The organism is Actinoplanes sp. KI2, assembly GCF_025630775.1.
GTDB lineage: Bacteria > Actinomycetota > Actinomycetes > Mycobacteriales > Micromonosporaceae > Actinoplanes.
The window spans coordinates 14,754-37,444 of the sequence record NZ_JAOSZE010000012.1 but is presented as its reverse complement, the minus strand read 5'-3'; the positions used below and the strand labels follow the sequence as shown (position 1 = coordinate 37,444).

Annotated in this window: 21 protein-coding genes; 10 read left to right on the top strand and 11 right to left on the bottom strand. The window is 71.2% G+C overall.

Annotation, left to right across the window (positions count from 1 at the left end):
* The first annotated feature begins 3 nt into the window (after positions 1-3).
* The 3 genes from ODJ79_RS14385 to ODJ79_RS14375 are packed head-to-tail and all read left to right on the top strand — an operon-like array spanning position 4 to position 4,834.
* Positions 4-1,614 carry an AMP-binding protein gene (locus ODJ79_RS14385; RefSeq protein WP_263023926.1) on the top strand — a complete coding sequence of 537 codons (1,611 nt, stop codon included), beginning with the start codon at positions 4-6 and terminating at the stop codon, positions 1,612-1,614.
* Complete coding sequence (locus ODJ79_RS14380) at positions 1,611-3,983, top strand: bifunctional salicylyl-CoA 5-hydroxylase/oxidoreductase (RefSeq protein ID WP_263023925.1); 2,373 nt, start codon at positions 1,611-1,613, stop codon at positions 3,981-3,983. Before ODJ79_RS14385 ends, ODJ79_RS14380 begins: the two co-directional genes overlap by 4 nt.
* Complete coding sequence (locus ODJ79_RS14375) at positions 3,980-4,834, top strand: PaaX family transcriptional regulator C-terminal domain-containing protein (RefSeq protein ID WP_263023924.1); 855 nt, start codon at positions 3,980-3,982, stop codon at positions 4,832-4,834. Before ODJ79_RS14380 ends, ODJ79_RS14375 begins: the two co-directional genes overlap by 4 nt.
* Here ODJ79_RS14375 and ODJ79_RS14370 read toward each other — a convergent pair.
* A complete protein-coding gene (locus tag ODJ79_RS14370; RefSeq protein WP_263023923.1) occupies positions 4,821-5,540 on the bottom strand; it encodes an enoyl-CoA hydratase/isomerase family protein in 720 nt (239 codons plus the stop codon). The genes ODJ79_RS14375 and ODJ79_RS14370 overlap by 14 nt on opposite strands.
* 92 nt (positions 5,541-5,632) lie before the next feature.
* Between ODJ79_RS14370 and ODJ79_RS14365 the strand changes: the two genes are divergently transcribed.
* Positions 5,633-6,043, top strand: coding sequence for a hypothetical protein (locus tag ODJ79_RS14365; protein WP_263023922.1), 411 nt, complete (start codon positions 5,633-5,635; stop codon positions 6,041-6,043).
* Positions 6,044-6,231: 188 nt separating this feature from the next.
* Here ODJ79_RS14365 and ODJ79_RS14360 read toward each other — a convergent pair whose 3' ends face one another.
* Complete coding sequence (locus ODJ79_RS14360) at positions 6,232-7,374, bottom strand: S1 family peptidase (protein ID WP_263023921.1); 1,143 nt, start codon at positions 7,372-7,374, stop codon at positions 6,232-6,234.
* On the opposite strand from ODJ79_RS14360, the gene ODJ79_RS14355 reads away from it, so the two are divergent.
* Positions 7,337-7,762, top strand: coding sequence for a hypothetical protein (locus tag ODJ79_RS14355; protein ID WP_263023920.1), 426 nt, complete (start codon positions 7,337-7,339; stop codon positions 7,760-7,762). The two genes, ODJ79_RS14360 and ODJ79_RS14355, sit on opposite strands and share 38 nt — an antisense overlap.
* Positions 7,763-8,308: 546 nt before the next feature.
* Here ODJ79_RS14355 and ODJ79_RS14350 read toward each other — a convergent pair.
* Entirely contained in the window at positions 8,309-8,446 is a 138-nt protein-coding gene (locus ODJ79_RS14350) for a hypothetical protein (RefSeq protein ID WP_263023919.1), read from the bottom strand.
* A 230-nt stretch (positions 8,447-8,676) separates the two neighbouring features.
* Here ODJ79_RS14350 and ODJ79_RS14345 point away from each other — a divergent pair, with 230 nt between their 5' ends.
* Positions 8,677-11,127 (top strand): GH36-type glycosyl hydrolase domain-containing protein, encoded by a 2,451-nt coding sequence (locus ODJ79_RS14345; protein ID WP_263023918.1) that lies wholly within the window; start codon positions 8,677-8,679, stop codon positions 11,125-11,127.
* An 81-nt stretch (positions 11,128-11,208) separates the two neighbouring features.
* On the opposite strand, the gene ODJ79_RS14340 is transcribed toward ODJ79_RS14345, so the two are convergent.
* Positions 11,209-12,555, bottom strand: coding sequence for a serine hydrolase domain-containing protein (locus ODJ79_RS14340; protein WP_263023917.1), 1,347 nt, complete (start codon positions 12,553-12,555; stop codon positions 11,209-11,211).
* A gap of 280 nt (positions 12,556-12,835) precedes the next feature.
* Between ODJ79_RS14340 and ODJ79_RS14335 the strand changes: the two genes are divergently transcribed.
* Positions 12,836-13,222, top strand: a complete 387-nt coding sequence (locus ODJ79_RS14335) for a hypothetical protein (protein ID WP_263023916.1) — start codon at positions 12,836-12,838, stop codon at positions 13,220-13,222.
* Positions 13,215-13,622: a hypothetical protein gene (locus ODJ79_RS14330; RefSeq protein WP_263023915.1), complete on the top strand. Its 408-nt coding sequence runs from the start codon at positions 13,215-13,217 to the stop codon at positions 13,620-13,622. The genes ODJ79_RS14335 and ODJ79_RS14330 overlap by 8 nt, the downstream gene beginning before the upstream one ends.
* On the opposite strand, the gene ODJ79_RS14325 is transcribed toward ODJ79_RS14330, so the two are convergent.
* The 5 genes from ODJ79_RS14325 to ODJ79_RS14305 form a co-directional block, all read right to left on the bottom strand.
* On the bottom strand, positions 13,623-14,180 hold the full coding sequence (locus ODJ79_RS14325) for an FMN-binding protein (protein ID WP_263023914.1): 558 nt from the start codon (positions 14,178-14,180) through the stop codon (positions 13,623-13,625).
* Positions 14,181-14,199: 19 nt separating this feature from the next.
* Positions 14,200-15,606 carry a ferric reductase-like transmembrane domain-containing protein gene (locus tag ODJ79_RS14320; protein WP_263023913.1) on the bottom strand — a complete coding sequence of 469 codons (1,407 nt, stop codon included), beginning with the start codon at positions 15,604-15,606 and terminating at the stop codon, positions 14,200-14,202.
* Positions 15,607-15,792: 186 nt separating this feature from the next.
* Positions 15,793-16,659 (bottom strand): universal stress protein, encoded by an 867-nt coding sequence (locus tag ODJ79_RS14315; RefSeq protein ID WP_263023912.1) that lies wholly within the window; start codon positions 16,657-16,659, stop codon positions 15,793-15,795.
* A 93-nt stretch (positions 16,660-16,752) separates the two neighbouring features.
* On the bottom strand, positions 16,753-16,950 hold the full coding sequence (locus tag ODJ79_RS14310; protein WP_263023911.1) for a DUF1918 domain-containing protein: 198 nt from the start codon (positions 16,948-16,950) through the stop codon (positions 16,753-16,755).
* Between the two features lie 147 nt (positions 16,951-17,097).
* Entirely contained in the window at positions 17,098-17,496 is a 399-nt protein-coding gene (locus tag ODJ79_RS14305) for a universal stress protein (protein ID WP_263023910.1), read from the bottom strand.
* 306 nt (positions 17,497-17,802) lie between these two features.
* On the opposite strand from ODJ79_RS14305, the gene ODJ79_RS14300 reads away from it, so the two are divergent.
* Positions 17,803-18,399, top strand: a complete 597-nt coding sequence (locus ODJ79_RS14300) for a hypothetical protein (RefSeq protein WP_263023909.1) — start codon at positions 17,803-17,805, stop codon at positions 18,397-18,399.
* Between the two features lie 30 nt (positions 18,400-18,429).
* Here the strand turns inward: ODJ79_RS14300 and ODJ79_RS14295 are convergent, their stop codons facing one another.
* Entirely contained in the window at positions 18,430-20,799 is a 2,370-nt protein-coding gene (locus ODJ79_RS14295) for a glycoside hydrolase family 65 protein (RefSeq protein ID WP_263023908.1), read from the bottom strand.
* Between the two features lie 99 nt (positions 20,800-20,898).
* Positions 20,899-21,489, bottom strand: a complete 591-nt coding sequence (locus ODJ79_RS14290; protein ID WP_263023907.1) for a DoxX family membrane protein — start codon at positions 21,487-21,489, stop codon at positions 20,899-20,901.
* A 189-nt stretch (positions 21,490-21,678) separates the two neighbouring features.
* On the opposite strand from ODJ79_RS14290, the gene gap reads away from it, so the two are divergent.
* Positions 21,679-22,689 carry a type I glyceraldehyde-3-phosphate dehydrogenase gene (gene gap / locus ODJ79_RS14285; protein ID WP_263023906.1) on the top strand — a complete coding sequence of 337 codons (1,011 nt, stop codon included), beginning with the start codon at positions 21,679-21,681 and terminating at the stop codon, positions 22,687-22,689.
* Positions 22,690-22,691 lie beyond the last annotated feature (2 nt).

The following is a 22,691-nucleotide window of genomic DNA, read 5'->3' as shown; positions in this document are numbered from 1 at the left end:
CCCGTGCCGCTCTCGCCATCGGCTCACGTCGACACCTTCACCCGCGACCACCTGCCACCCGCGCACCTATGGCCGACGATCGAGTTCGCCCTGCCGGAGCTGCGCCACCCGGACCGCCTCAACGCGGCGACCGAGCTCATCGACGTTCCGGTCGCCCGGTTCGGGGCGGACCGACCAGCATTGCGTACGCCGTCGGGGGAGACCTGGACGTACGGCGAGCTGCAGCACCGGGCCAACCAGGTCGCCCAGGTGCTCACCGAGGACTTCGGCCTGGTACCCGGTCAGCGGGTCATGCTGCGCTCGCCGAACAACCCGTGGACGGTCGCCGCCTGGCTCGGCGTGCTCAAGGCCGGCGGGGTCGTGGTCACCACGATGGCCGCCCTGCGGGTCCGCGAGATCACCCCGGTCGTCGAGCGCACCCGTCCGGCCGTCGCGCTGGTCGACGACCGCTTCCTCGGTGAAATGCCGGAGTTAGTCCAAACGACACCCTATTCCGTCCTCAATGCGAAAAGCCGAGCCAAGTCCGGCGAATTCGCCAACGTGGAGACCGCCGCCGACGATGTCGCGTTGCTCGGGCCGACCTCCGGCAGCACCGGCGCCCCGAAGATCACCATGCACTTCCACCGCGACCTGCTGTCGATCGACAACACGTTCGGCCGGCACCTGCTGCGGCTGACCGAGGACGACCTGATGGCCTGCTCGGCCCCCCTCGCCTTCACCTTCGGGCTCGGCGCGCTGGTCGTTTTCCCGTTGCGGGCCGGCGCCTGCTCGCTGCTCACCGAGGCGACCACCCCGGTGCAGCTCGCCGACCTGGTCGCCAAGCACGGCGTGACCGCGCTGGCGACCGCGCCCACCGCGTACAAGACCATGCTGCGCGAGGGCCGGGAGGGTGAGCTCGCCGGTTTGCGGGTCGCCCTGTCGGCCGGTGAGCACCTGCCGGTGGAGACCTGGAGGCGGCTGCGCGACGAGCTCGGCCTGCGCGTGATCGACGGGATCGGCACCACCGAGCTGCTGCACATCTTCATCTCGGCGGCCGGCGACGACATCCGGCCCGGCGCCACCGGCAAGCCCGTGCCCGGCTGGCGGGCCACGATCCTCGGCCCGGACGGCGCGGAGCTGGGACCGGGCGAGCCGGGGCGGCTGGCCGTGATCGGCCCGGTCGGGTGCCGCTACCTGGACGACGAGCGCCAGCGCGCGTACGTGGAGAACGGTTGGAATGTCACCGGCGACACCTTCGAGCGCGACGAGGACGGGTACTTCGTCTACCACGCCCGCACCGACAACATGATCGTGTCGTCGGGGTACAACATCGGCGGCGCCGAGGTCGAGGCGGCCATCGACACCCATCCGGACGTGCTGGAGAGCGCCGTGGTGGCCCGGCCGGACAGCGAGCGCGGCTCGGTGGTCTGCGCGTTCGTGGTGCTGCGGCCGGGGGTGACCGGGGACGCCGCGAAGGCCCGGCAGATCCAGGAGCACGTCAAGCAGATCCTGGCGCCGTACAAATATCCGCGCGACGTGCGCTTCCGGGATTCGTTGCCGCGCAACGCGAACGGGAAGCTGCAACACTTCGTGCTCCGGGGGATCGCCGAGGCCGAGCGGGCGGGTGTGCAGTGAAGGTCGCCATTGTCGGCGGGGGCCCGGGCGGCCTCTATTTCGCCACCCTGATGAAGCAGCTCGACCCGGCGCACCGGATCACCGTCTGGGAGCGCAACGCCCCGGACGACACGTTCGGATTCGGCGTGGTGTTCTCCGACGAGACGCTCGGCGGCATCGACAACGCGGACACCGAGTTCGCCGCCGCGATGGCCGGCCGGTTCGCCCGCTGGACGGACATCGACATCCATTTCCGCGGGGTCAGCCACACCGTCGGCGGCCAGGGTTTCGCGGCGATGGGCCGGAAGGAACTGCTCGGCCTGCTCCGGCAGCGGTGCCACGACCTCGGCGTCACCCTGCATTTCTCGACGCCCGCCCCGGACGTCGAACACCTGCGGGCGACGCACGATCTGGTGCTGGCCGCCGACGGCGCGAACTCGCCGATCCGGGCCGCCCATGCCGGCGTTTTCGAGCCGCGCCTGGACCGGCGGCACAACAAATACATGTGGCTCGGCACCGACCTGGTCTTCGAGGCGTTCCAGTTCTACATCAAGCAGACGCCGTGGGGGACCATGCAGGTCCACGGCTATCCCTACTCCGAGCAGGGCTCCACCTTCATCGTCGAGATGCACGAGGACGTCTGGCGGCGGGCCGGGTTCGACGCGACCGAAGACGTCGCGTTCCCGCCCGGCGTCTCCGACGAGTCGGCCATCGAGCGGCTGCGCGGCATCTTCTCCGACGAGCTTTCCGGACACCGGTTGCTGGCCAACAACTCGAAATGGCTGAACTTCACGACCGTACGCAATCGGAAGTGGCACCACGGAAACCTGGTGCTCGTCGGCGATGCCGCGCACACCGCCCATTTCTCCATCGGCTCGGGGACCAAGCTCGCCATGGAGGACTCCCTCGCGCTCGCCGCCTGCCTGCACGAGAACCCCGACATCGAAACCGCGTTGATCGCGTACGAGTCGGAGCGCCGCCCGGTCGTCGAATCGACCCAGCGCGCGGCTCAGGCGTCGCTGGAATGGTTCGAGAACATCGGGATGTACGTGGACCAGGAACCGACCCGGTTCTGTTTCAACCTGCTGACCCGATCCCGCCGCATCACGTATGCGAACCTGCGCACCCGGGACGCCGAGTTCGCCGATCGGGTGGACGCCGCCTTCGCGGCCGAGAACGGTCTGGAAACGGTGGCGCCGGCGATGTTCCAGCCGTTCCGGCTCGGCGCGATGACCCTGAAGAACCGGATCGTGGTGTCCCCGATGGACATGTACTCCGCGGTCGACGGCGTCCCCGGCGACTTCCACCTGGTCCACCTAGGCTCGAAGGCGATGGGCGGCGCCGGCCTGGTGATGACCGAGATGGTGTGCGTGTCGCCGGAGGGCCGGATCACGCCCGGCTGCACCGGCCTGTGGAACGATCAGCAGCGCGACCAGTGGCAGCGGATCGTCTCGTTCGTGCACGAGCGCAGCACCGCCCGGATCGGGCTGCAACTCGGCCACTCCGGGCGCAAGGGCTCGACCCGGCTGATGTGGGACGGCATGGACCAGCCGCTGCCCGACCGGAACTGGGAGCTGATCGCCCCCTCCGCCATCCCGTACGGGCCGGGCTGCCACCTGCCCCGCGAGGCGACCCTGGCCGACCTCGACCAGGTGGTCGCCGACTTCGTCGCGGCCGCCCGCCGCGGCGCCGAGGCCGGCTTCGACCTGCTCGAACTGCACTGCGCGCACGGCTACCTGCTGTCCTCGTTCCTGTCCCCGGTGGCCAACACCCGCACCGACGAGTACGGCGGCTCGCTGGAGAACCGGCTGCGGTTCCCGCTCGAGGTGTTCGACGCGGTGCGCGCCGTCTGGCCGGCCGAGAAGCCGATGAGCGTACGCATCTCGGCGACCGACTGGATCGAGGGCGGCACCACCGAGCGGGACGCCGTCGAGATCGCCCGCGCGTTCGTGGCGCACGGCGCCGACGCCATCGACGTCTCCACCGGCCAGGTCGCCCAGCACGAGCGCCCCGCCTACGGCCGCTCCTACCAGACCCCGTTCGCCGACCGGATCAAGCACGAGGTGCCCGAGGCGACCGTGATCGCGGTCGGCGCCATCGCCTCGTACGACGACGTGAACTCGATCCTGCTGGCCGGGCGCGCCCACCTGTGCGCGATCGGGCGCACCCACCTGTACGACCCGAACTGGACCCTGCACGCCGCCGCCGAGCAGGAGTACCGCGGCGACGCGGCGGACTGGCCGGTGCCGTTCCGGGCCGGCAGCCGCAAGCCCCCGTCGGCACGCACCGACGCGATCCGGCCGCGGCTGTCGCTGCTGCGCGCGGCGGAGACCCGGCCCGACACCCATCTGCGCTGGCGGCCGCAGTGCTCCGATAGGGTGCCGGCATGACGGTGGAGGTGGCGTCGGCCGCGACGGCCGGCCGCGACTCCCGTATCTCTCAGCTGATCTTCACCATCTTCGGCCTGTACGCGCGGGCCGAGCGCAACTGGCTGTCGGTCGCCTCGGTCGTGCGCCTGCTGGCCGATCTCGGCGTGGACGGCCAGCCCGCCCGCAACTCGATCTCCCGTCTGAAGCGGCGCGGCGTGCTGTGCAGCGAGCGGCACGACGGCGCGGCCGGCTACTCCCTCGACGGCCCGACGCTGGAGGTGCTCGCCGAGGGCGATGTGCGCATCTTCGAACGCACCCGGGCCGCCGCCGGCGACGGCTGGATCGTGGTGGTGTTCTCGGTGCCCGAGTCCGAGCGGGAGAAGCGGCACGCCCTGCGCACCAGCCTGACCCGCCTCGGCTTCGGCACCGCGGCACCGGGCGTGTGGATCGCGCCCGGCAACCTCGCCGCCGAGACCCGGCGCACGCTCGAGCGGCGCGGCCTGTCCGGCTACGTCGACATCTTCGCCGGCGACCACCTCGCCTTCGGCGACCTGCGGGCCAAGGTCCGCCAGTGGTGGGACCTCGACGAGCTGACCACCCTGTACGCCGACTTCCTGCGCCGCCACGGCCCGCTGCTCGACCGGATCGCCGGCGGCCGGACCACGCCGCTGACCGCCTTCCAGATGTACGTGCCGATGCTCACCGAGTGGCGCCGGCTGCCCTACCGCGACCCCGGGCTGCCGCTCTCGCTGCTGCCGGCCGACTGGAACGGCGTGACCGCCGGCGCCCTGTTCGGCGAGCTCGACCAGGTGTTGCGCGCGCTCGCCGAACAGCACGCGCATCCGATCGTCCACCCCATCAAGACCGCTTGACGGTACGGCTCATGTAGCGCCCGATCCGCCCGTCCTCGACGGCCGTCAGCCAGAGCTCGGCGACCCGCGGCTCGACCGGTCCCGGGATGCCGGCGTGCAGCTGCTGCTTGGTCAGCCGGAACGTGTCGGCCGGGATCTCGGCCAGCGTCCGCGCCCGGGCGACCGCCGCCGAGGCCGTGCCGACCTGGTCGATGTGCCCGGCGGCGAGTGCCTCCTGCGGGCGGAGGGTCGCGCCGGTCAGCACCGCCCGCTGCGCGGCGGCCTGGCCCCACGCGTACCCGAGAATGTCCAGCGCGGTGGTCGGGAACGGCACGCCGACCAGCAACTCGGTCACCCCGATCGTGCCGCCGCTCATCACCCGCTGGTCGCAGGCGGCGGCCAGGATCGCGCCGCCGGCGATGGCGTGCCCGTTGATCGCCGCCACGGTCGGCTTGCCGATGCCGAACACCGCGAGGAAGGCCGCGTCGAGCGCCGGCAGGAACTCCCGCGCGTACGCGGCGCCGCCGTCGAGGATCCGCCACAGGTCGACCCCGGCCGAGAAGGCCGGCCCGCTCCCGGTGAACACGACGGCCGTGGCGTCGCCACGGTCCAGCTCCTCGAAGGTGGTCGTGATGGCGCGCAGCAGGTCGAGATCGAGCGCGTTGACCTTGCCGTGCGCGAGCCGGACGACGGCGACACCGTCCCGGTCCTCGACATGCAGAGACATCAGCAGGCCCCCTGAGCGATTTCCGTCATTTTACAGGTATTTGTGTGGTGGGCTTGGTCAAGGACGTCGGCTCACGACCGAAGGAGGCACCGGTGAGTACATCGGGCGCCACCGGCACCAGGAGTACCACGTCGTTCAGCGCGCTGACCGGCTTGGCCTCGCTGGCCATCCTGCTGCAAGGTCTGTGGGCCGGCATCTTCCTGGAGCACGACGGGCAGCGGGACGCCGCGAGCGGCTGGATCGACGTGCACGCCCGCGGCGGCGAGGTGGCGCTGGTGCTGGCGGTCGCGGCCACGGTCGTCGCCCTCTGGCGGCTGCGCCCTCGCCGGGACCTGTGGATCGGCAGCCTGGTGCTGGTCGTGTTGCTCGTGCTCGAGTCGTACCTCGGCGGGTTGATCCGGGACGACGGCAAGGACGCGCTCACGGCCGTGCACATCCCGCTCGCCATGGCCATCATGGCCGTCTCGGTGTGGCTGCCCCTGCGGGCCCGGTCCCGGCGCTGAGGCGAATCGCTGCCGGTAGCGCTGGGGTTCACGGCGCGTGCCAGCCCGACGGCCCTGCGGTGACCCGCAGATCCTTCGACCACGCCGTAGACGGCATGCCGGAAGTGCCTCCCTCGCAGCGAAACCTGTAGATGTCGCCATCACAAGTTTCCCCTGCCAGAGAGGCACTTTCGCCTTCTTGCACGCCGTCAGTTGGTCTTGATTCTGGCACCCAGTGCCGACAGAGCGTCGACCGAGTTCACGACGAAAATGCGCGCGTAGCAGCCGTGGCCCGAAGGTACGAAATCGGGGTTGCCTTTGCATTTGGTGGTTTTCATGGTCTGGTCGCCGCCGACGATGAATCCTTTGATCCGCATCGACCCGTTCGTGGCGTAGGTATAGGCCGGTGCACCCGAGTCGCCCTGATCGGCGATCCCGACCTGCGAGCCGCCGGACACCCCGGTACTGAGCACCCAGAATCCCGGGCCCACGCGGCCGACGCCGGCGATGTTGGCGTACTGATTGACGCCTCGGACGGTCACCTTCGAGCAGGATTCGCCGGACAGGCCGCCGCTGACGCAGATGGCGGTGTTGTTACCCGGCCGGATGGAGTCTTTGACCGGTGCGCTGCTGAACGCGTTCCAGGGTCCTTGGAACACCCTTCCCGTGGTCGACCCGTTGATCACCTGGGTGTCGAGGCCCTTCGCTCGCGCCCCGATCGTCCCGATCGTGTTGCTGTTGCCGTAGGTCTGCCACGTCCCGGTCCCGCAATGCCATGCGGTGCTCAGCCCTGTGGTTGCGCCAACCGTGACGGCGACCCCGCCGGAGCACACATACGAGCCGTTCTTGATGAGGTTCGCGCCGTAGAAGGGCCGCGTGTCGTTGTTGCGGTTGGTCGGCACCGGGTCCGCGTATCCCGCGATGGTCACCGGCACCGTGGCAGAGATCTGCCGGGTGGCCTGCGGCTGCAAATCGGTGGTCCGGCGCGGCTGGAGGAGGATCTGCAGCCCGCTGAAGTCGTCGCGGGGACCGACCGATGCGACCGTGTCCGGGTTCGCGTCGGCCACCTGGATCGCCTGGGCGTCCAGTTCTGCGGCCGAATAGGCGGCGGGGGCGACGGTGACGGGGGTCGTGACCGGCTCGGTGGCCAGGAGTTGCAGGACGTCCGCCGGGGGATCTCCCTTCCACGCCAGGGTCACCGCGCCGCCCACGACCGAGACGCCGCCGAGACCGCTTTCCGGGTGGGTGTCGAGCCACTCGGTGAGGTTGTCGGCGGTCACCTCGGCATCGGTCTGTTCGCCACCCTCCGGGATGGTGGCCTCGGACACGGGCTTCGGGTCGTCGTCGGCCATCGACGGCGCCGGCAAGGCGAACGTCGCGAGTAAAATTCCGCTGGAGATAGCGGCTGTCCACCGTCTCTTCATTTTTCCCCGTTTCGTGGTGCGGTATGCAAGTGAGGACTTCGACAATGGGTGGGCCGAGGCAATGGGTATGACCAAAGCAGAGCGCAAAAAAAGAAGACAGCGGTTGGAGGAGACCCTGAAATGGGTGGTCGACGTACACATGCGACCATTGGAGGAAGGGGTCACAACGGTGACTACTGCCGGCGTCAACGACGATTTCACGGCGGTGGAAGTAACACTGAACCGTCGGGACAAGGCGTTTGCGACCATGCTTGTGGCCGACTCTAACGGGCTGGTGAGGGTTCTCGACGAGCCTACCATCATCGATCCTCTATAGGTACCAGTGTCCATGGTGGACTAATTGGCTCGACGGACTTCTGCGGAGCGTGCTCCGGGAGCCGCGCCGTGAGCAGTAGGCCGCAGCCGCCGGCACGCTTACGCGGCCCGCCACCCGGGTGGAGAGTCCGGGTTGGGCCGCAACGAGGTCCGGCGGGAGTACGGACCACGATCGTGGCAGCCCATTCCTAGCCTCGATGATTCGCCGGTGATGGCTGTCTGGTCGGCCGGGCCGCCGGTGACCCGCAGATCCTTCGACCACGCCGTGGACTGCACGCCGGAAGGGCCTCCAGCGCAGCGAAACCTGTAGATATCGCAATCACCAGTGTCCCCTGCCAGAGAGGGGCACTTTCGTCTATTTGCGCGCCGATCGGACCCACCAGTTTCGCTCTCTCGGCAGCGGTCAATAAGCCATGCCTACCGCCGGGCCCGGGTCGCCGTCTGTGGAGAATATGCGCATTAACGGGTCCCGCTCGAGGATGGTGATCCGCTGCCGCGACGTGGCGACCGTGCCGCACGCGCGGAGCGCCTATGCGCGGCCCCGGCGTTACGCGGTGATCTTCACGATCCCGGAGAGCAGGATGGCGATGTGCTCGGAGGGCTCACCCTCGGAGAAGATCGTCGCCCGGGGTGCGAAGTGGACGAGCCGGCCGGCCGGGCGGATGTGCGACAGCCGCGCGCGCATCTCGCTGGGAAGAAGTGACTGCGTAAGCCCGGATCCCACGTGTGTCCGCCCCTCCGCGTCGTCGGCCTGACCATCGTGGACCGTGACGGGCCGTAACCGCCGAGTCGCTTGCCGAGTTTCGGGGGTACCGGAGTGAACGGTGTCACACATAGCATGGCGTATCGAGCGGGGCGTGGCAGGCAGCAATGGGCCAGCAAATGGGAGCGCTCCCAAAACCGGGGAGGAACCTGGTGCGCTACGGACACTTCGACGATGAGCGGCGCGAGTACGTCATCGACCGCCCCGACACCCCGCTGCCCTGGATCAACTACCTGGGCACCGAGGCGTACTTCGGGATCGTCTCCAACACCGCGGGCGGATATTCGTTCTACCGGGACGCCCGGCTGCGCCGCCTCACCCGCTATCGGTACAACAACGCGCCCCTCGATCTCGGCGGCCGCTACCTGTACGTGCGGGACGACGTCACCGGCGACTTCTGGTCGCCGTCGTGGCAGCCGACCCGCAGCACGCTGGACGAGTACGAGTGCCGGCACGGCCTGTCGTACACCCGGATCGCCTCCGCCCGCGACGGCGTCCGGGCCGAGACGCTCTACTTCGTGCCGCTCGGCGAGACCCTCGAGGTGTGGCGGGTCCGGGTCACCAACGAGCGTGACACGGCGGCGCGGCTCTCGCTCTTCTCCTCGGTCGAGTTCTGCCTGTGGGACGCGCAGGACGACGCGACCAACTTCCAGCGCAACTTCTCCACCGGCCAGGTCGAGGTGGCCGACGGAGTGATCTACCACAAGACCGAGTACCGGGAGCGGCGCGACCACTTCGCGTACTTCGCCTGCTCGGAGCCGATCGCCGGGTTCGACACCCAGCGGGAGGCCTTCCTCGGCGCGTACCGCGGCTGGGACCGGCCGGCGGCGGTCGAGCGGGGCGCGGCCCTCGACTCGGTCGCCCACGGCTGGCAGCCGATCGGCAGCCACCACGTGCGGCTCGCCCTCGCGCCGGGGGAGAGCCGCGAGGTGATCTTCGTGCTCGGGTACGCGGAGAACCCCAGGGACGAGAAGTTCGACCCGCCCGGGTCGCAGACGATCAACAAGCGGTACGTGCGCCCGGTCATCGAGCGCTGGCTGCGACCCGAGACGGTCCGCCAGGGCTTCGCCGAGCTGGGCGCCTACTGGGACCGGCTGCTCGGCGTGCTGCGGGTGACGACCCCGGACGCGGACACCAACCGGATGGTCAACATCTGGAACGCGTACCAGTGCCTGGTGACCTTCAACCTGAGCCGGTCGGCGTCGTTCTACGAGTCCGGGATCGGCCGCGGCATGGGCTTCCGCGACTCCAACCAGGACCTGCTCGGCTTCGTCCACATGATCCCGGGGCGCGCCCGGGAGCGGATCCTGGACATCGCGGCCACCCAGATGGCGACCGGCGGGGCGTACCACCAGTACCAGCCGCTCACCAAGCGCGGGAACAACGACATCGGCGACGGCTTCAACGACGACCCGCTGTGGCTGGTGCTCGGCGTCTCCGCGTACCTGAAGGAGACCGGCGACGACACGATCCTGGACGAGCCGGTGCCGTTCGACAACGCGCCCGGCAGCGAGGCGCCGCTGTACGAGCACCTGCGCCGGTCGCTGCGCTACACCCAGGACCGGCTCGGCCCGCACGGCCTGCCGCTGATCGGCCGGGCCGACTGGAACGACTGCCTCAACCTCAACTGCTTCTCGGACACCCCGGGCGAGCCGTTCCAGACCACCGAGAACGCCAGCGGCGGCGGGGCCGAGTCGGTCTTCATCGCCGGGCAGTTCGTGCTGGCCGCGAAGGAGCTGGCCGCGATCGCCGAGCGGCGCGGGCTGACCGGGGAGGCGGCCGAGTACCGCGCGGCCGCCGAGAAGATGACCGCCGTCGTGCTCGAGCACGGCTGGGACGGCGCCTGGTTCCGCCGGGCGTACGACTTCCACGGCCGGCCGATCGGCTCCGGCGAGAACGACGAGGGGCAGATCTTCATCGAGCCGCAGGGCATGTGCGTGCTCGGCGGGGTCGGCATCGACGACGGGCTGGCCGTGCGGGCGCTGGACAGCGTGGCGGAGCGGCTGGCCACCGCGCACGGCATCGTCCTGCAACAGCCGGCGTACTCCGGCTACCGGATCGAGCTGGGCGAGATCTCCTCCTATCCGCCCGGCTACAAGGAGAACGCCGGCATCTTCTGCCACACCAACCCGTGGATCATGATCGCCGAGGCGATGGTGGGCAACGGCGACCGCGCCTTCGACTACTACCGGCGGATCAACCCGTCGGTCCGGGAGGCGATCAGCGAGGTGCACCGCTGCGAGCCGTACGTCTACCCGCAAATGATCGCCGGGCGGGACGCGCCGACCCACGGCGAGGCCAAGAACTCCTGGCTCACCGGCACCGCGGCGTGGAATTTCGCCGCGGTCTCGCAGTGGATCCTCGGCATCCGGCCGGAGCTGACCGGGCTGCGCATCGACCCCGTGCTGCCGGCGAGCTGGCCGGGCTTCCGGGCCACCCGGGCCTTCCGGGACGCCACCTACGAGATCACCGTACGCAAGGAGGCCGGCACGACCGGGCGGGTCACCCACCTGATCGTGGACGGCGAGCGGGTGGACGGCACGGTGGTGCCGCCCGCGGCGCCCGGCACCGTGGTCCGGGTGGAGGCGGTCGTCGAGGGCTGAGCACCGCCGGACGCGCCGCGGCCCGACACGGCTGGTCAGGCCGCGGCGACGTCCGGATAGAGCTGGGCCGGCCGGCGGAGATCAGCCGGCGGCGACGGCGTTGTGGACGGCTACCCGGTGGGTGTCGGGGTTTGACCAGCTCCAGTTCGGGTGGGCGCGGTTGGTGAGCAGGACGATCACCTGCCGGCGCGACGGCACCACCAGCAGCGATGTGCCGGTGAAGCCGGTGTGCCCGAAGCTGGTGGGCGAGGCCAGCTTGCCCATGAACCAGGGTTGGTTGATCTCGACGCCGAGGCCGTGGTCGGCGGTGCGGTGCGGGCGGTCGGCGTCGATGGCCGGCTTGCCCTTGTTGACGTTGGTGAGCATCTTGGCGACCGTGTCGGCCGACAGGATCCGCCGGCCGTGGTGGGTGCCGCCGGCCAGCAGCATCTGGCCGATCACGGCGACGTCCTGGGCCGTGCCGAAGAGGCCGGCGTGCCCGGCGACGCCGCCGAGGATGTTCGCCACGTCGTCGTGCACGGTGCCGCGTAGCAGGCCGCGGGAGGTGCGTGCGTCGGTGGCGACCAGACGAGACTTGTCGGCGACCCACTTCAGCGGCAGGAAGCCGGTGTCCTCGAGGCCGAGCGGCGTGGTGATGTTGTCGCGTACCGCCTTGTCGAGCGAGGTGCCGGTGAGCTTCTCGACGAGGCGGCCGAGGACCATGAGTCCGACGCTGGAGTAGCGGAACGTGGTGCCGGGCACGCCGCCCTTGACCAGCGGGGTGGTCATCACCGACTGCCAGCGCTGGGTGTTGGTGCTGAAGCCGGTGACCTTGGCGCCCACCGGGAGGGCGCTGGTGTGTGCCAGCAGCATCGCGATGGTGATCTTGTCTTTGCCGGCACCGGTGAACTCGGGCAGGTATCGCTGTACCGGCGCGTTCAGCTCGACCTTGCCCCGGTCGACCAGCTGGAGGGTGAGGATCGCGGTGCAGACCTTGGTGAGCGAGGCCAGGTCGAAGATCGAGTCGGTGCGCATCGCCACCCGCTTGGCGGCGGGCAGGTCGACCGGCCCGGCGCCGTAGCGCAGCGCGTGCCCGGCGGCGGTGCTGAACCGGGTCTTGCCGTCCTGCATCACGAGCGCGACGGCGCCCGCGTAACCCGGGTGTTTGGGGTTGTCGGCGGTCGGCACGAGGTACTTGGTCAAGGTTGCCTTGACCTTCGCCGCGTACGGCGGGCCGGCCGGCGTCGCGGCGCTGGTCACGGCCCTGGGCGAGGGGGCCGGCTGGATGGCGCGGCCGACGGCGCCGGGCGTGGTCAGCGGCTGCTCGGTCGCGACCGGTTCGGCCCAGACGGGCGCGTCGCCGGCCGGGGCGGTCCGCCCGCAACCGGTGAGCGCGGCGGCCGTCGCGGCAAGACCGGTGCCCAGCAGGGTACGGCGTCCGATATTCACGCCGGTGATGATGACACAGCCGGGCCGCGGACCGACCACCAGGCTGTTTAGTCCACCGTCGAAGCGGTGATCGACACCGTCCGATGATCTCGGTGTTCGCGTCTCGTGGAAGGGCCGGTCGGGTGCCCGCGAGGGATGGTTGAATCGGCAGGGCGGGCGCGTCGCGCTCGGCTGGAGCGCGCACGGAGTGAAGAAGCAGTACGGCATCAAGGCCGCGCGGCACGTCTTCCGCCTCCGGATCGGCCGGTGGCACGAGAGTCTTCTTCGGACGGTGGTTCTGATGGCTGACGTCGAGCGGCTGGGCGACCGCATCGCTGCCGCGGTCGAGCGGGAGGGCGCCGACGTCAGCTGGGAGCATCCGACCGGATCCCAGCGCATTCTCTGGGTGACCGGCGACGACCTGCCCACCATCGGGGTCATCGTGGCCTCGGGCCCGGCCGACGTCCAGATCCTCTGTGACGACTTCACCTTCGAATCGGTCGAGGCCGACGCGGCGGCGGGGGTCGTCCTCGAGCTGGTCACCGGCGAGCCTCGTATCGTCGAGCGTGGATGGATCGGGAAAGCGTTGGTCCTTCAGGTGACGGCCGGGCGCCGAACCTACGAGGCGGCGCGTTCCGGACGGGATGCGCCCAGCGGCTGGGAGGCTCGGTTGATTGCTCGTGGATAGCCGCAGAGGCGCGAGCAAGCCGTCCTTCGCTGACATCGTGGCGGCCGAGCGTGCCCGACCGGCGGCCGATCCGCAGGACGGGCGGGCCCGGAACCGGGTCACTGCCCACCAGCTGTGGGACGACAGCGGCCGGCGATGGTCCCAGCCGGCCGAGATCACACCGGCGGATGCGGATCGGCTGATCGCCGACGACACGGTCCGCCTCGGCCTGTGCCGGCCGGGCGACCGCCGCCTCGAATGGTTCACGACGGACGAGCGCAAGACGGCCTGGCGGCGTTTCCGGCCGCGGCTGCAGGAGTTCGGCGCCGGGATTCCGCCCGGCGGCGGGATCGGCTACGTCCCGCAGCTGTGGACCCGCGCCGACGGCTCGCGGCTCCTGCTCCTGCAGGTGCTCTGCTGATCAGGCCAGGTGGGCGGCGTCCAGGGCGGCCTGCAGCGACTGCAGGTAGCCGTCGCTGGTCACGGTCGCACCGGAGACGGTGTCGATGGTCGCGCTCTGCGCCTGCAGGGTCTCCTGGGTGAGGATGGGCAGGGCGTACGCGTTGATCTCCTGGTCCCGGCCGTTGCCGCTCGGGTAGACCGGCACCTGCACATCGGTGATCTTGCCGGCGGTGACGGTGATGGTGACCTGGACGTCGCCCCAGCGGGTCGAGACGGTCGAGCCGGTGTAGGTCTTGGTGCCCGTCGTGGCCGTGGACGAGGACGACCCCGTGTCTGACGGCGTGGAGCCGGCCGACGGCGTGGAGCCGGCTGACGGCGTGGATCCGGCTGACGGCGTGGAGCCGGCCGAGGGCGTCGGGGTGGCCCCGGTGCTGGTCGGCTGGGTCGCGGGCGCGGTGGCGGCGACCGCCGTGCCGACCGTGCCGCTCGTGCTCGTGCGGTAGCTGAACAGCAGGACGAGGGCGGCGATCGTGGAGAACAGCCACAGGGTGATCCGGCGCATCTCGGTTGTCCCCATTCTTTGCAGGCGAACGGTCTTACCAGGCGAACAGTTCGGTGTGGATGTCTTCGGGGCGGGCGCCGGCCTCCCGGGCGGCGTTCCGGGCCGCCTCGGCCCAGGCCTCGGGGCCGCAGACGTAGATCTGCGAGCCGGCGATGCCGGGGACCAGCTGTCGCAGCGCCCCGGCGTCGGTGTGGTCGGCGTACCGGGCGGGCAGCCAGGACGGCCGGGCCGCGCGCGGGCCGAGCAGGTGGATGACCCGGACGCCGCGGCGGGCGGCGAACCACTCGAGCTCCGCCCGGAAGGCGATCTCCCGCTCGTCGCGGGCCCGGTAGATCAGGGTGGCCTCGCCGGGCGCGTAGGGCAGCTCGCCGAGCAGCGCGATCAGCGGGGTGACGCCGATGCCGCAGGCCAGCATGGTCACCGGCCCGCCGGCGTACGTCTCGCCGGTGAGCTTGCCGTACGGGCCCTCGATCAGTGCCCTCGTGCCGGGCCGCAGGGCGGCGACCCGGGAACTGCCGTCGCCCAGGTCCTTCACGGTGATCCGCAGGCCCGGCCCGTGCGGCGTCGCCGACAGCGAGTAGGGGTGCGAGCGGGACCAGCCCGGCCCGTCGAGGAACCGCCACTGGAAGAACTGCCCGGCGCGCACCGGCAGCCGGTCGAGGCGACGCCCGGTCAGGTAGACGGAGGTGAGCCCCGGTCCCTCCGGGACCACCCGCTCGACCACCAGGCGGTGGCGCAGGTTGCGCCACACCGGCAGACCGATCCGGAACGCGAGGACCGCGCCCGCCGACACCGCATACAGCGTCCACCAGTACGCGGTCGAGACGGCCGAGCCGACAAAGTCGGTGCCGGTCCACAGCTGGTGCGGCAGGGCCAGCCCGACCCCGGCGTACGCGTAGAGGTGCAGCAGGTGCCAGGACTCGTAACGCAGCCTGCGCCGGGCCGCCCGGATCGAGGTCACCACCACCATGACCAGCGCGAGCGTGCCGGCGGTGGCCAGCAGCATCCCGGGGTAGCTCCAGATCAGGTCCCACAGCTCGCCGAGGAAGCTCGGCGAGTCCGCGCCGGTGTAGCCGATGGTGATCAGCACGATGTGCGCGATCATCAGCCAGAACGAGGTGAACCCGGTCCAGCGGTGCCAGCGGGCCAGCCGGTCCTGCCCGAACGCGCGCTCGACCAGCGGGATCCGGGCCATCAGCAGCACCTGCAGCAACAGCAGGTCGGACGCCCACAGGCCGGTCAGCCGCCCGGCCGCCGAGAAAGCGTCGCCGGTGAGCTGCCGGATGCCGCCGTTGTGCACCCAGAGCGCGGTGACGATCAGCATCGTCAGACCGGCCACAACGCCACCCAGATCGGCGTACCAGCGCGGGGTCGCCCGCAGGGTCCGTCGCGGGCGATGGGCGTCGGGTGCGGGGGAGTAACGGGGGGCCGTGACGGTCATGCCATCACCATCGGTCGCCCGGCTGTGCAACCGGCGTCGGATCGCTATGGATCGGCTGTGTGGTCGCTGTCAATGCCGCCCCGGCGCGCGGCGGTCAGGTTACCCGGTGGGCGGCGGTCAGGGTTCCCGGTGGGCGCGGGTCAGGTTTCCCGGTGGGCGGCGGTCAGGTTTCGCGGTGGGCGGCGGTCAGGTTTCCCGGTGGGCGCGGGCGACCAGCACCGGGCACTCGGCGTGCCGCAGCAGGTGCAGGCCGGTGGAGCCGAGCAGGGCGCCGCGGATGGGACCGCGGCCGTGGCTGCCGACGACCACCAGTTGCGCCTCGGCGGCCGCGCCGACCAGGACCGGGGCGATGGCGTCCCGGGTCAGCCGGATCTCGACGGGCACGTCCGGGAACTTGCCCCGCCAGGGCGCGAGCTGCTCCTCGACGAGGGTCCGCGCGGCGGCGTCCTGTTCCGGTGTCGCCACCTCGGCGGGCCGGATGCTCGCCACCCAGACCTGCATCGCCGGGGCGTACGAGCGGACCACGACCAGTCCCGCCCCGCGGGCGGCCGCGGCCGTGAACGCGGCGTCGAGCACCTGGTCGGCCGCGGGCGAGCGGTCGACGCCGGCGACCACCGGGCCGTCCGGCCGGGGCGTGCCGCGCACCACGACCACCGGGCCGGGTGCCTGCGTGGCGACCTGCTGGCTGACCGAGCCCAGCCGGAGGCCGGCGAACCCGCCGCGTCCGCGGTACCCGACGACCATGAGCTCGGCCTCGCGGGCGAGCTCGAGCAGGCGCGCGGCGGGCTGCCCGACCAGGGTGTCCGCCGTGACGTCGACCTCGGGCTCGGCGTCGCGGGCCTGCCGCACGGCGGCGTCCGTGATCGCTGCCGAGGCGGACCACACCCGTTCGACGTAGGTGCTGCCGCTGGCCTCCCGGGCCTCGTCGGCATCCCACTCGAGGACGTGCGCTATCCGAAGCGGCCGCCGTTGGAGCCGGGCCTCGCGGGCCGCCCAGTTGATGATGAGGTTGCCGGAGCCGGCGACGCCGACGACGATGGCTCGGGGACTCATGGCCGACTCTCCCTCTTCCTGCCGGGCTGTCCTCTCCACTGTGGTCGTGCCGGCCGGTCCAGGGTCAGGGTCGAAGGGCCCGAAACTCGTCGCTCAGTCCGGGTCGGCCGGGTGCTCGACGTGCGTCTCCGGGCCGGGGAAGATCAGACCGATGTGGCCGTCGTCCAGCCAGCGCACCTCGTACGGCGGTGTGCCGTCGGGGTGGCGCAGTGCCGTGACCACGCCGACCCGGCTGGCGTCGCCCACGTGCGTTCCCTTGACGATGATGCGGTCACCAACCTGCGCGATCATCGAGCCTCCCGAGTCCCGGCCGGATGTCCGGCCTCCGATACCTGTCCTGGAAAGCATCGTCTCATCCGACCCCGGCAGGAAAGGGCCGAAAGGATCGGAAACGGGCGGGGCGCGGTGGCCGCCCACGACCACGCGGCACGTCTGCCATCACCACGCGGCCGGGACGGGCGTGCCGGCGGGGACGACCGCGACCGGGCAGTCGGCCAGCTCGGCCAGCCGCTTCACGGTTTCGCCGAGGGTGCCGGCGGCGGCGACCACCAGGGCGGCGTCGCGGCTGAGCGCGGCGAGTGCGCGTGCGGGGTCGTCGTCGTGCAGGATCTGCCGCTCCACCGCCTCCGCCTCGTCCGGCGGCAGGTTGTCGTAGAGGACGGCGGTCAGCAGCCGGTCGCTGTCGGTGATCGCCTCGTGCCGGGTCCACACGTGCACGACGCGCAGCGGCAGACCGCGCTGCTGCGCCTGCTCCCAGGCGTACGCGAGAACGCCGACGCAGCCGGGGTCGTCGTCGAGCGCCGCCAGGACGAAGGACGGGTCGATCTGCGCGGACATGCCGGCCTCCTCTGCTCGGAGCCCACCGGGCACCCGGACGCGGCGCCGGCGACCGTCTTGACGACGATGGGTCTGGCGGCTCCGCGGCCGTCTCTTCTGATGACCGGTCGCCGCGTCGCCGTGCGTCCGGTGAGCTCGAGGCCAGCATCGCCCCGGCGGCGCGGCACCGTCAGGGCCATAGGTCCCGCATTACGGGTGAACGGCTCACCCCACCCCCGCACATGGCAGATCCACCGGGCGTATGGCATTGCGTGACGCACGCGGTGCTCTAAGGTTCGACCAATCTTTTATCCACGGGGACGGGTTGTGGCGAATATCCGGAAGACACTCGCGGCGGTGGTCGCGGCCATCGCCGTGGTCGCCGGTGCCGGCGGCTGCGGGACGGGCAGCCGGCCGGACGACGGCAGCGTGGTGGTTGATCCCTCGGTGCAGGATCACGACCTGCTCGACGACGTGCTCGCCATCGACGCGAAGCGCGAGACCGGCGGATCGGGTTTCTCGTACGTGCCGAGGACGCGCCCCGACGGCCTGCACCGGCTGACCACCAACACGGCCGAGTCCCGGATCGTCGACGGTTACCAGCTCGGCGCGGAGCGTGTCCAGGTCATGGCCGAGTTCGCGGCGCAGCCGACCGGCACCTGCGCGAGCATGAAGGCTGACCCCGGCTCGGGCGTCTGTGTGTGGGCGGGGCCCGTCAAGGCCGCCGCGAACGACCCGAAACTTCGCAACCTGACGGTGTACGTGAGCCAGGTGGGTGTCCAGCCCACCATCCCGGACGACGCGGTGACCCGCCGAGTCAGGACATTCTGGGCAACCGCCGACATGGTTCCCGTGGCGGCGGCGAGCTGGTTCACCGAGTTGGTCGCCCGGGCCAAGGCCGCCCCGAAGGTCAAGCTCGGCTGATTTCGCGGGGTCGAGGCGACGGCCGGCCGCTCATCGGATGAGGTCCTGCCGGTGCACGGGACGGCGGCCCGGGGGCTGCTCCGGTTCGCCGGTCAGCGGGACGATCGCGGGGATCGGCCGGGTCACCGGCGCCGCGCTGGTGAGTACCAGCGGCTCGCCGTGGTGCACCAGCTCCAGCTTGGCGTCGACCGGCCCGTCCCGCAGCGAGTAGACGGCCTCGCCGGGCCGCACCGTCACCTGCAGCCGCAGCCCTCGCCAGAGCAGGGCGAACGCGAGCCGGTCGATCCGGCTCGGCAGCCGCGGCGCGAAGGACAGCACGCCGTCGTGGTCGCGCATGCCGCCCAGCCCGGCGACCAGGCTCAGCCAGCCGCCGGCCAGCGAGGCGATGTGCATCCCGTCGCGGGTGTTGCGGTGCAGGTCGTACAGGTCCATCAGCACCGCCTCGCCGATGTAGTCGTGGGCCAGCTCCAGGTGCCCGACCTCGGCGGCGAGGATCGCCTGGGTGCAGGCGGACAGCGAGGAGTCGCGTACCGTGCGGCGCTCGTAGTAGGCGAAGTTGCGGGCCTTGTCGGCGCCGGTGAAGTCGTTGCCGCACCAGTGCATCGCCAGCACCAGATCGGCCTGCTTGACCACCTGCGTGCGGTACAGGTCCAGGTACGGGAAGTGCAGCAGGAGCGGGTACTCGTCCGGGCGGGTGGCGTCGAAGTCCCACTCCTTGCGCAGGGTGAAGCCGCGCACCTGCGGGTGGACGCCGAGCTCCTCGTCGTACGGGATGTGCATGGCCGCCGCCGCGGCCCGCCACCCGGCGACCTCCGGGTCGCTGCCGCCGAGGGACCGGAACCGCTCGGGATGGCGGGCCGCGGCGTCGGCGGCCGCGGTCAGGTTCCGCCGGGCCATCAGGTTGGTGTAGACGTTGTCGTCGGCGACCGCGGTGTACTCGTCGGGGCCGGTGACGCCGTCGAGGTGGAAGTCGCCGTGCCGGTCGCGGTGGCCGAACGAGGCCCACAGCCGTGCGGTCTCGGTCAGCAGCTCCACCCCGACGTCCCGGTCGAACGTGTCGTCGCCGGTCGCGTTCACGTAGCGGACCACGCCGTCGGCGACGTCCGCCGCGAGGTGCACCGCGGCGGTGCCGGCCGGCCAGTACCCGGAGCACTCCTGACCGCGGATGGTCCGCCACGGGAACGCCGCGCCGGCCCAGCCGAGCGTGGCGGCCCGCTCCCGGGCCAGGTCGAGCGTCGCGTGCCGCCAGCGCAGGGCGTCGGCCGCCGCCCGCGGGTCGATGTAAGTCAGCACCGGCAGGACGTACCGCTCGGTGTCCCAGAAGACGTGCCCGTCGTAGCCCGGCCCGGTCAGGCCCTTGGCCGCGATCGGTCCCTTCTCGGCCCGCGCCCCGGCCTGCAGCAGGTGGAACAGGGCGAAGCGGACCGCCTGCTGCACCTCGGCGTCGCCGTCCAGCTCGACGTCGGCGCCGTCCCAGAACCGGTCCAGGTACGCCCGCTGCGCCGCGAGCAGGCCGTCCCAGCCCTCGAACCGGGCGCCCGCGATGGCCCCGGCGACCTGGTCGCGGATCGCCGCCGCCGAGCGCCCGCTCGACCAGCCGTACCCGACCAGCTTGACCAGGCGCAGCCGCTGCCCGGGGGCCAGCCGGCAGGCCACCGTGACGCGGGCGACGTCGGGCTCCGCCTCGCTGTCCCGGCGCAGCCCGGGTGGGCCCTCGATCACGTGATCCATCACCGCGGCCAGGCGCAGTCCGCTCTCCCTCGTGACATGGGTGAGGAACGCGCCGGCGCCGCTCGCGTGGTGGTCGTCGGCCACCAGCGGCGCCCCGAGCACCGCCGACACCCGCGGATCCTTGAGCGGGCCGGGCAGCGGCTCGTTCGCCACCAGCTCGGACTGCACGATCACCCGCAGCGGCGTGTCCACCGGCGTGACCTCGTACTCGATCGCGGCGATCGATCGCTGGGTGAACGACACCAGGCGGGTCGTGCGCACCCGCACCGCCGACCCGGCCGGGGATTCCCACTCCACCTCGCGGCGCAGCACGCCGTCGCGCAGATCGAGCACCCGCTCGTGGCGGAGCAGCCGGCCGTCGCGTACGTCGAACGGCTCGTCGTCCACCAGCAGCCGGATGATCTTGCCGTCGGTGATGTTGACGATCGTCTGGCCCGACTCCGGGTAGCCGTAGCCGCCCTCGGCGTACGGCAATGGTCTCAGCTCGAAGAACGAGTTGAGGTAGGTGCCCGGCAGGCCGTGCGGGTCGCCCTCGTCGAGGTTGCCGCGTAGTCCGATGTGCCCGTTGGACAGCGCGAAGATCGACTCGGACCGCGCCAGGAGTTCGGTGTCCAGGTGCGTCTCGCGCACCTGCCAGGGTTCCACGGGGTAGGCCGAATGCCGGATCACGGGAGCCTCCGCTCGTCGGACGACAACGTCGCCTCCCCATCCTGCCCGCCCGGCACGGCGAACCGCCCGGCCGCGGGGCCGGGCGGTTCGCCGATGGGGTCAGATGAGCCAGCGGTTCTTCTGGACGAGGGGCAGGGAGGCCCACCACTTGCCCAGGCCCCAGGTGTGTCCGGCGTAGGTGAGGGCCAGGACGACGCCGGTGACCGCGTAGATGAAGTGGTAGTCGGTGATCGGGTTGGTCGAGCCGCTCGGCTTGCCGCCCGCGGCGGTCTTGTCGAGGGGGAACTCGGCGAGCCACATCATGGCCATCAGGGCGACGGCGGAGCCGGCGGCGATCCGCATGCCGATGCCGAGGATGAAGGCGAGGCCGATGCCGAGCAGGGCCAGCATGAACAGCCAGTTCGCCCAGGTCGCGCCGGCGATGTCGTGGAAGAAGCTCTGCAGCCAGCTGGGGCCGACGTCGACGCTGGACAGGAAGCCTTTGGTGGGGGAGCCGCCGTTGATCCAGGCCTTGGCCGAGGGGGTGGCGTAGCCGAATCCGAAGGTCTTGTCGAGGAACGCCCACAGGAACACGAAGCCGAGGGAGATGCGCAGGACCGCGAGTGCCTTGGCGGCGGTCTTGGTGAGCATGGCGCCGGGTGCCTCGACCTTCTCGAGGTGGTGAGCGGCGTCCCGGCCGATGGTCGTCATGGTGTCCTCCTCAATCGATGTCCTGCCCTCAGCCTGCTCGTCCCGGGCACCGCGCGCCCGTGTCGAACAGCCCGATCCCGCGGGGTCCAAAGTCCTGTGTGCCGGCGGCCGGGCGGGGACCTTCGCCTCTGCCTGCCGCGGCGCATCGGCGAAACGCTGGAAGGTGGGAACCACTGTGGGAGGACGACCATGACCTATCGCATCGCGATCAACGGGTTCGGCCGGATCGGCCGCAACTACCTGCGCCGGCTGCTGGCCAAGGACCTGGCCAACGCGGGACTGCAAGTGGTGGCGATCAATGACCTGTACGACGGGGGAACGCTCGCGCATCTGCTGCAGTACGACTCGACCTTCGGGCCGCTGGGCACCGAGGTCGGGCACGACGGCGACGCGCTGAACGTCGGCTGGCACAGCATCCCGACCTTCGCCGAGCGCAGCCCCGACGCGCTGCCGTGGGGCGACCTGCGGGTGGACCTGGTCATCGAGTCCACCGGCAAGCTGCGCAGCCGGGACGACGCCGCGCTGCACCTGAAGGCCGGCGCCGGCCGGGTGCTGATCTCCGCGCCCGGCAAGAACGTGGACGCGACCCTGGTGCCGGGCGTCAACGCGGACACCTACGACCCGGTGCGGCACCAGGTCGTGTCGGCCGCGTCCTGCACCACCAACTGCGTCGCGCCGCTGGCGAAGGTGCTGCACGACGCGTTCGTCATCGAGCACGGGTATCTGACCACCGTGCACGCGTACACCAACGACCAGAACGTGCTGGACGCGCCGCACAAGGACCCGCGCCGGGCCCGCGCCGCGGCGGTGAACATCATCCCGACCAGCACCGGTGCGGCGAAGGCCGTCGGCCTGGTGCTGCCCGAGCTGGCCGGCCGGCTGGACGGCGTCGCGCTGCGGGTGCCGGTGGTGGACGGCTCGATCAGCGACCTGACCCTGCAACTGGGCACCGACGTGACCGCCGAGCAAGTCAACGAGGCCGTCGCGGCCGCGTCCGCCGGGCCGCTGTCCGGGATCCTCCGCTACACCGAGGCGCCGCTGGTCTCCAGCGACATCGTTGGCGACCCGGCGTCCTGCGTGTTCGACGCCCGGCTGACCCAGGCGGCCGGCCGGCTGGTGAAGGTGTTCGGCTGGTACGACAACGAGTGGGGCTACACCAACCGCCTCGTCGACCTGACGAGGCAGATGGCCAAGCGGTGACG

What these genes read in the sequence shown, in the direction of transcription:
- ODJ79_RS14375 (WP_263023924.1), top strand. Translation starts at nt 3,980, where the DNA reads ATGACGGTGGAGGTGGCGTCGGCCGCGACGGCCGGCCGCGACTCCCGT.
- ODJ79_RS14370 (WP_263023923.1), bottom strand. Translation starts at nt 5,540, where the DNA reads ATGTCTCTGCATGTCGAGGACCGGGACGGTGTCGCCGTCGTCCGGCTC.
- ODJ79_RS14360 (WP_263023921.1), bottom strand. Translation starts at nt 7,374, where the DNA reads ATGGCCGACGACGACCCGAAGCCCGTGTCCGAGGCCACCATCCCGGAG.
- ODJ79_RS14350 (WP_263023919.1), bottom strand. Translation starts at nt 8,446, where the DNA reads ATGCGCGCGCGGCTGTCGCACATCCGCCCGGCCGGCCGGCTCGTCCAC.
- ODJ79_RS14335 (WP_263023916.1), top strand. Translation starts at nt 12,836, where the DNA reads ATGGCTGACGTCGAGCGGCTGGGCGACCGCATCGCTGCCGCGGTCGAG.
- ODJ79_RS14325 (WP_263023914.1), bottom strand. Translation starts at nt 14,180, where the DNA reads ATGGGGACAACCGAGATGCGCCGGATCACCCTGTGGCTGTTCTCCACG.
- ODJ79_RS14320 (WP_263023913.1), bottom strand. Translation starts at nt 15,606, where the DNA reads ATGACCGTCACGGCCCCCCGTTACTCCCCCGCACCCGACGCCCATCGC.
- ODJ79_RS14315 (WP_263023912.1), bottom strand. Translation starts at nt 16,659, where the DNA reads ATGAGTCCCCGAGCCATCGTCGTCGGCGTCGCCGGCTCCGGCAACCTC.
- ODJ79_RS14310 (WP_263023911.1), bottom strand. Translation starts at nt 16,950, where the DNA reads ATGATCGCGCAGGTTGGTGACCGCATCATCGTCAAGGGAACGCACGTG.
- ODJ79_RS14305 (WP_263023910.1), bottom strand. Translation starts at nt 17,496, where the DNA reads ATGTCCGCGCAGATCGACCCGTCCTTCGTCCTGGCGGCGCTCGACGAC.
- ODJ79_RS14290 (WP_263023907.1), bottom strand. Translation starts at nt 21,489, where the DNA reads ATGACGACCATCGGCCGGGACGCCGCTCACCACCTCGAGAAGGTCGAG.
- gap (WP_263023906.1), top strand. Translation starts at nt 21,679, where the DNA reads ATGACCTATCGCATCGCGATCAACGGGTTCGGCCGGATCGGCCGCAAC.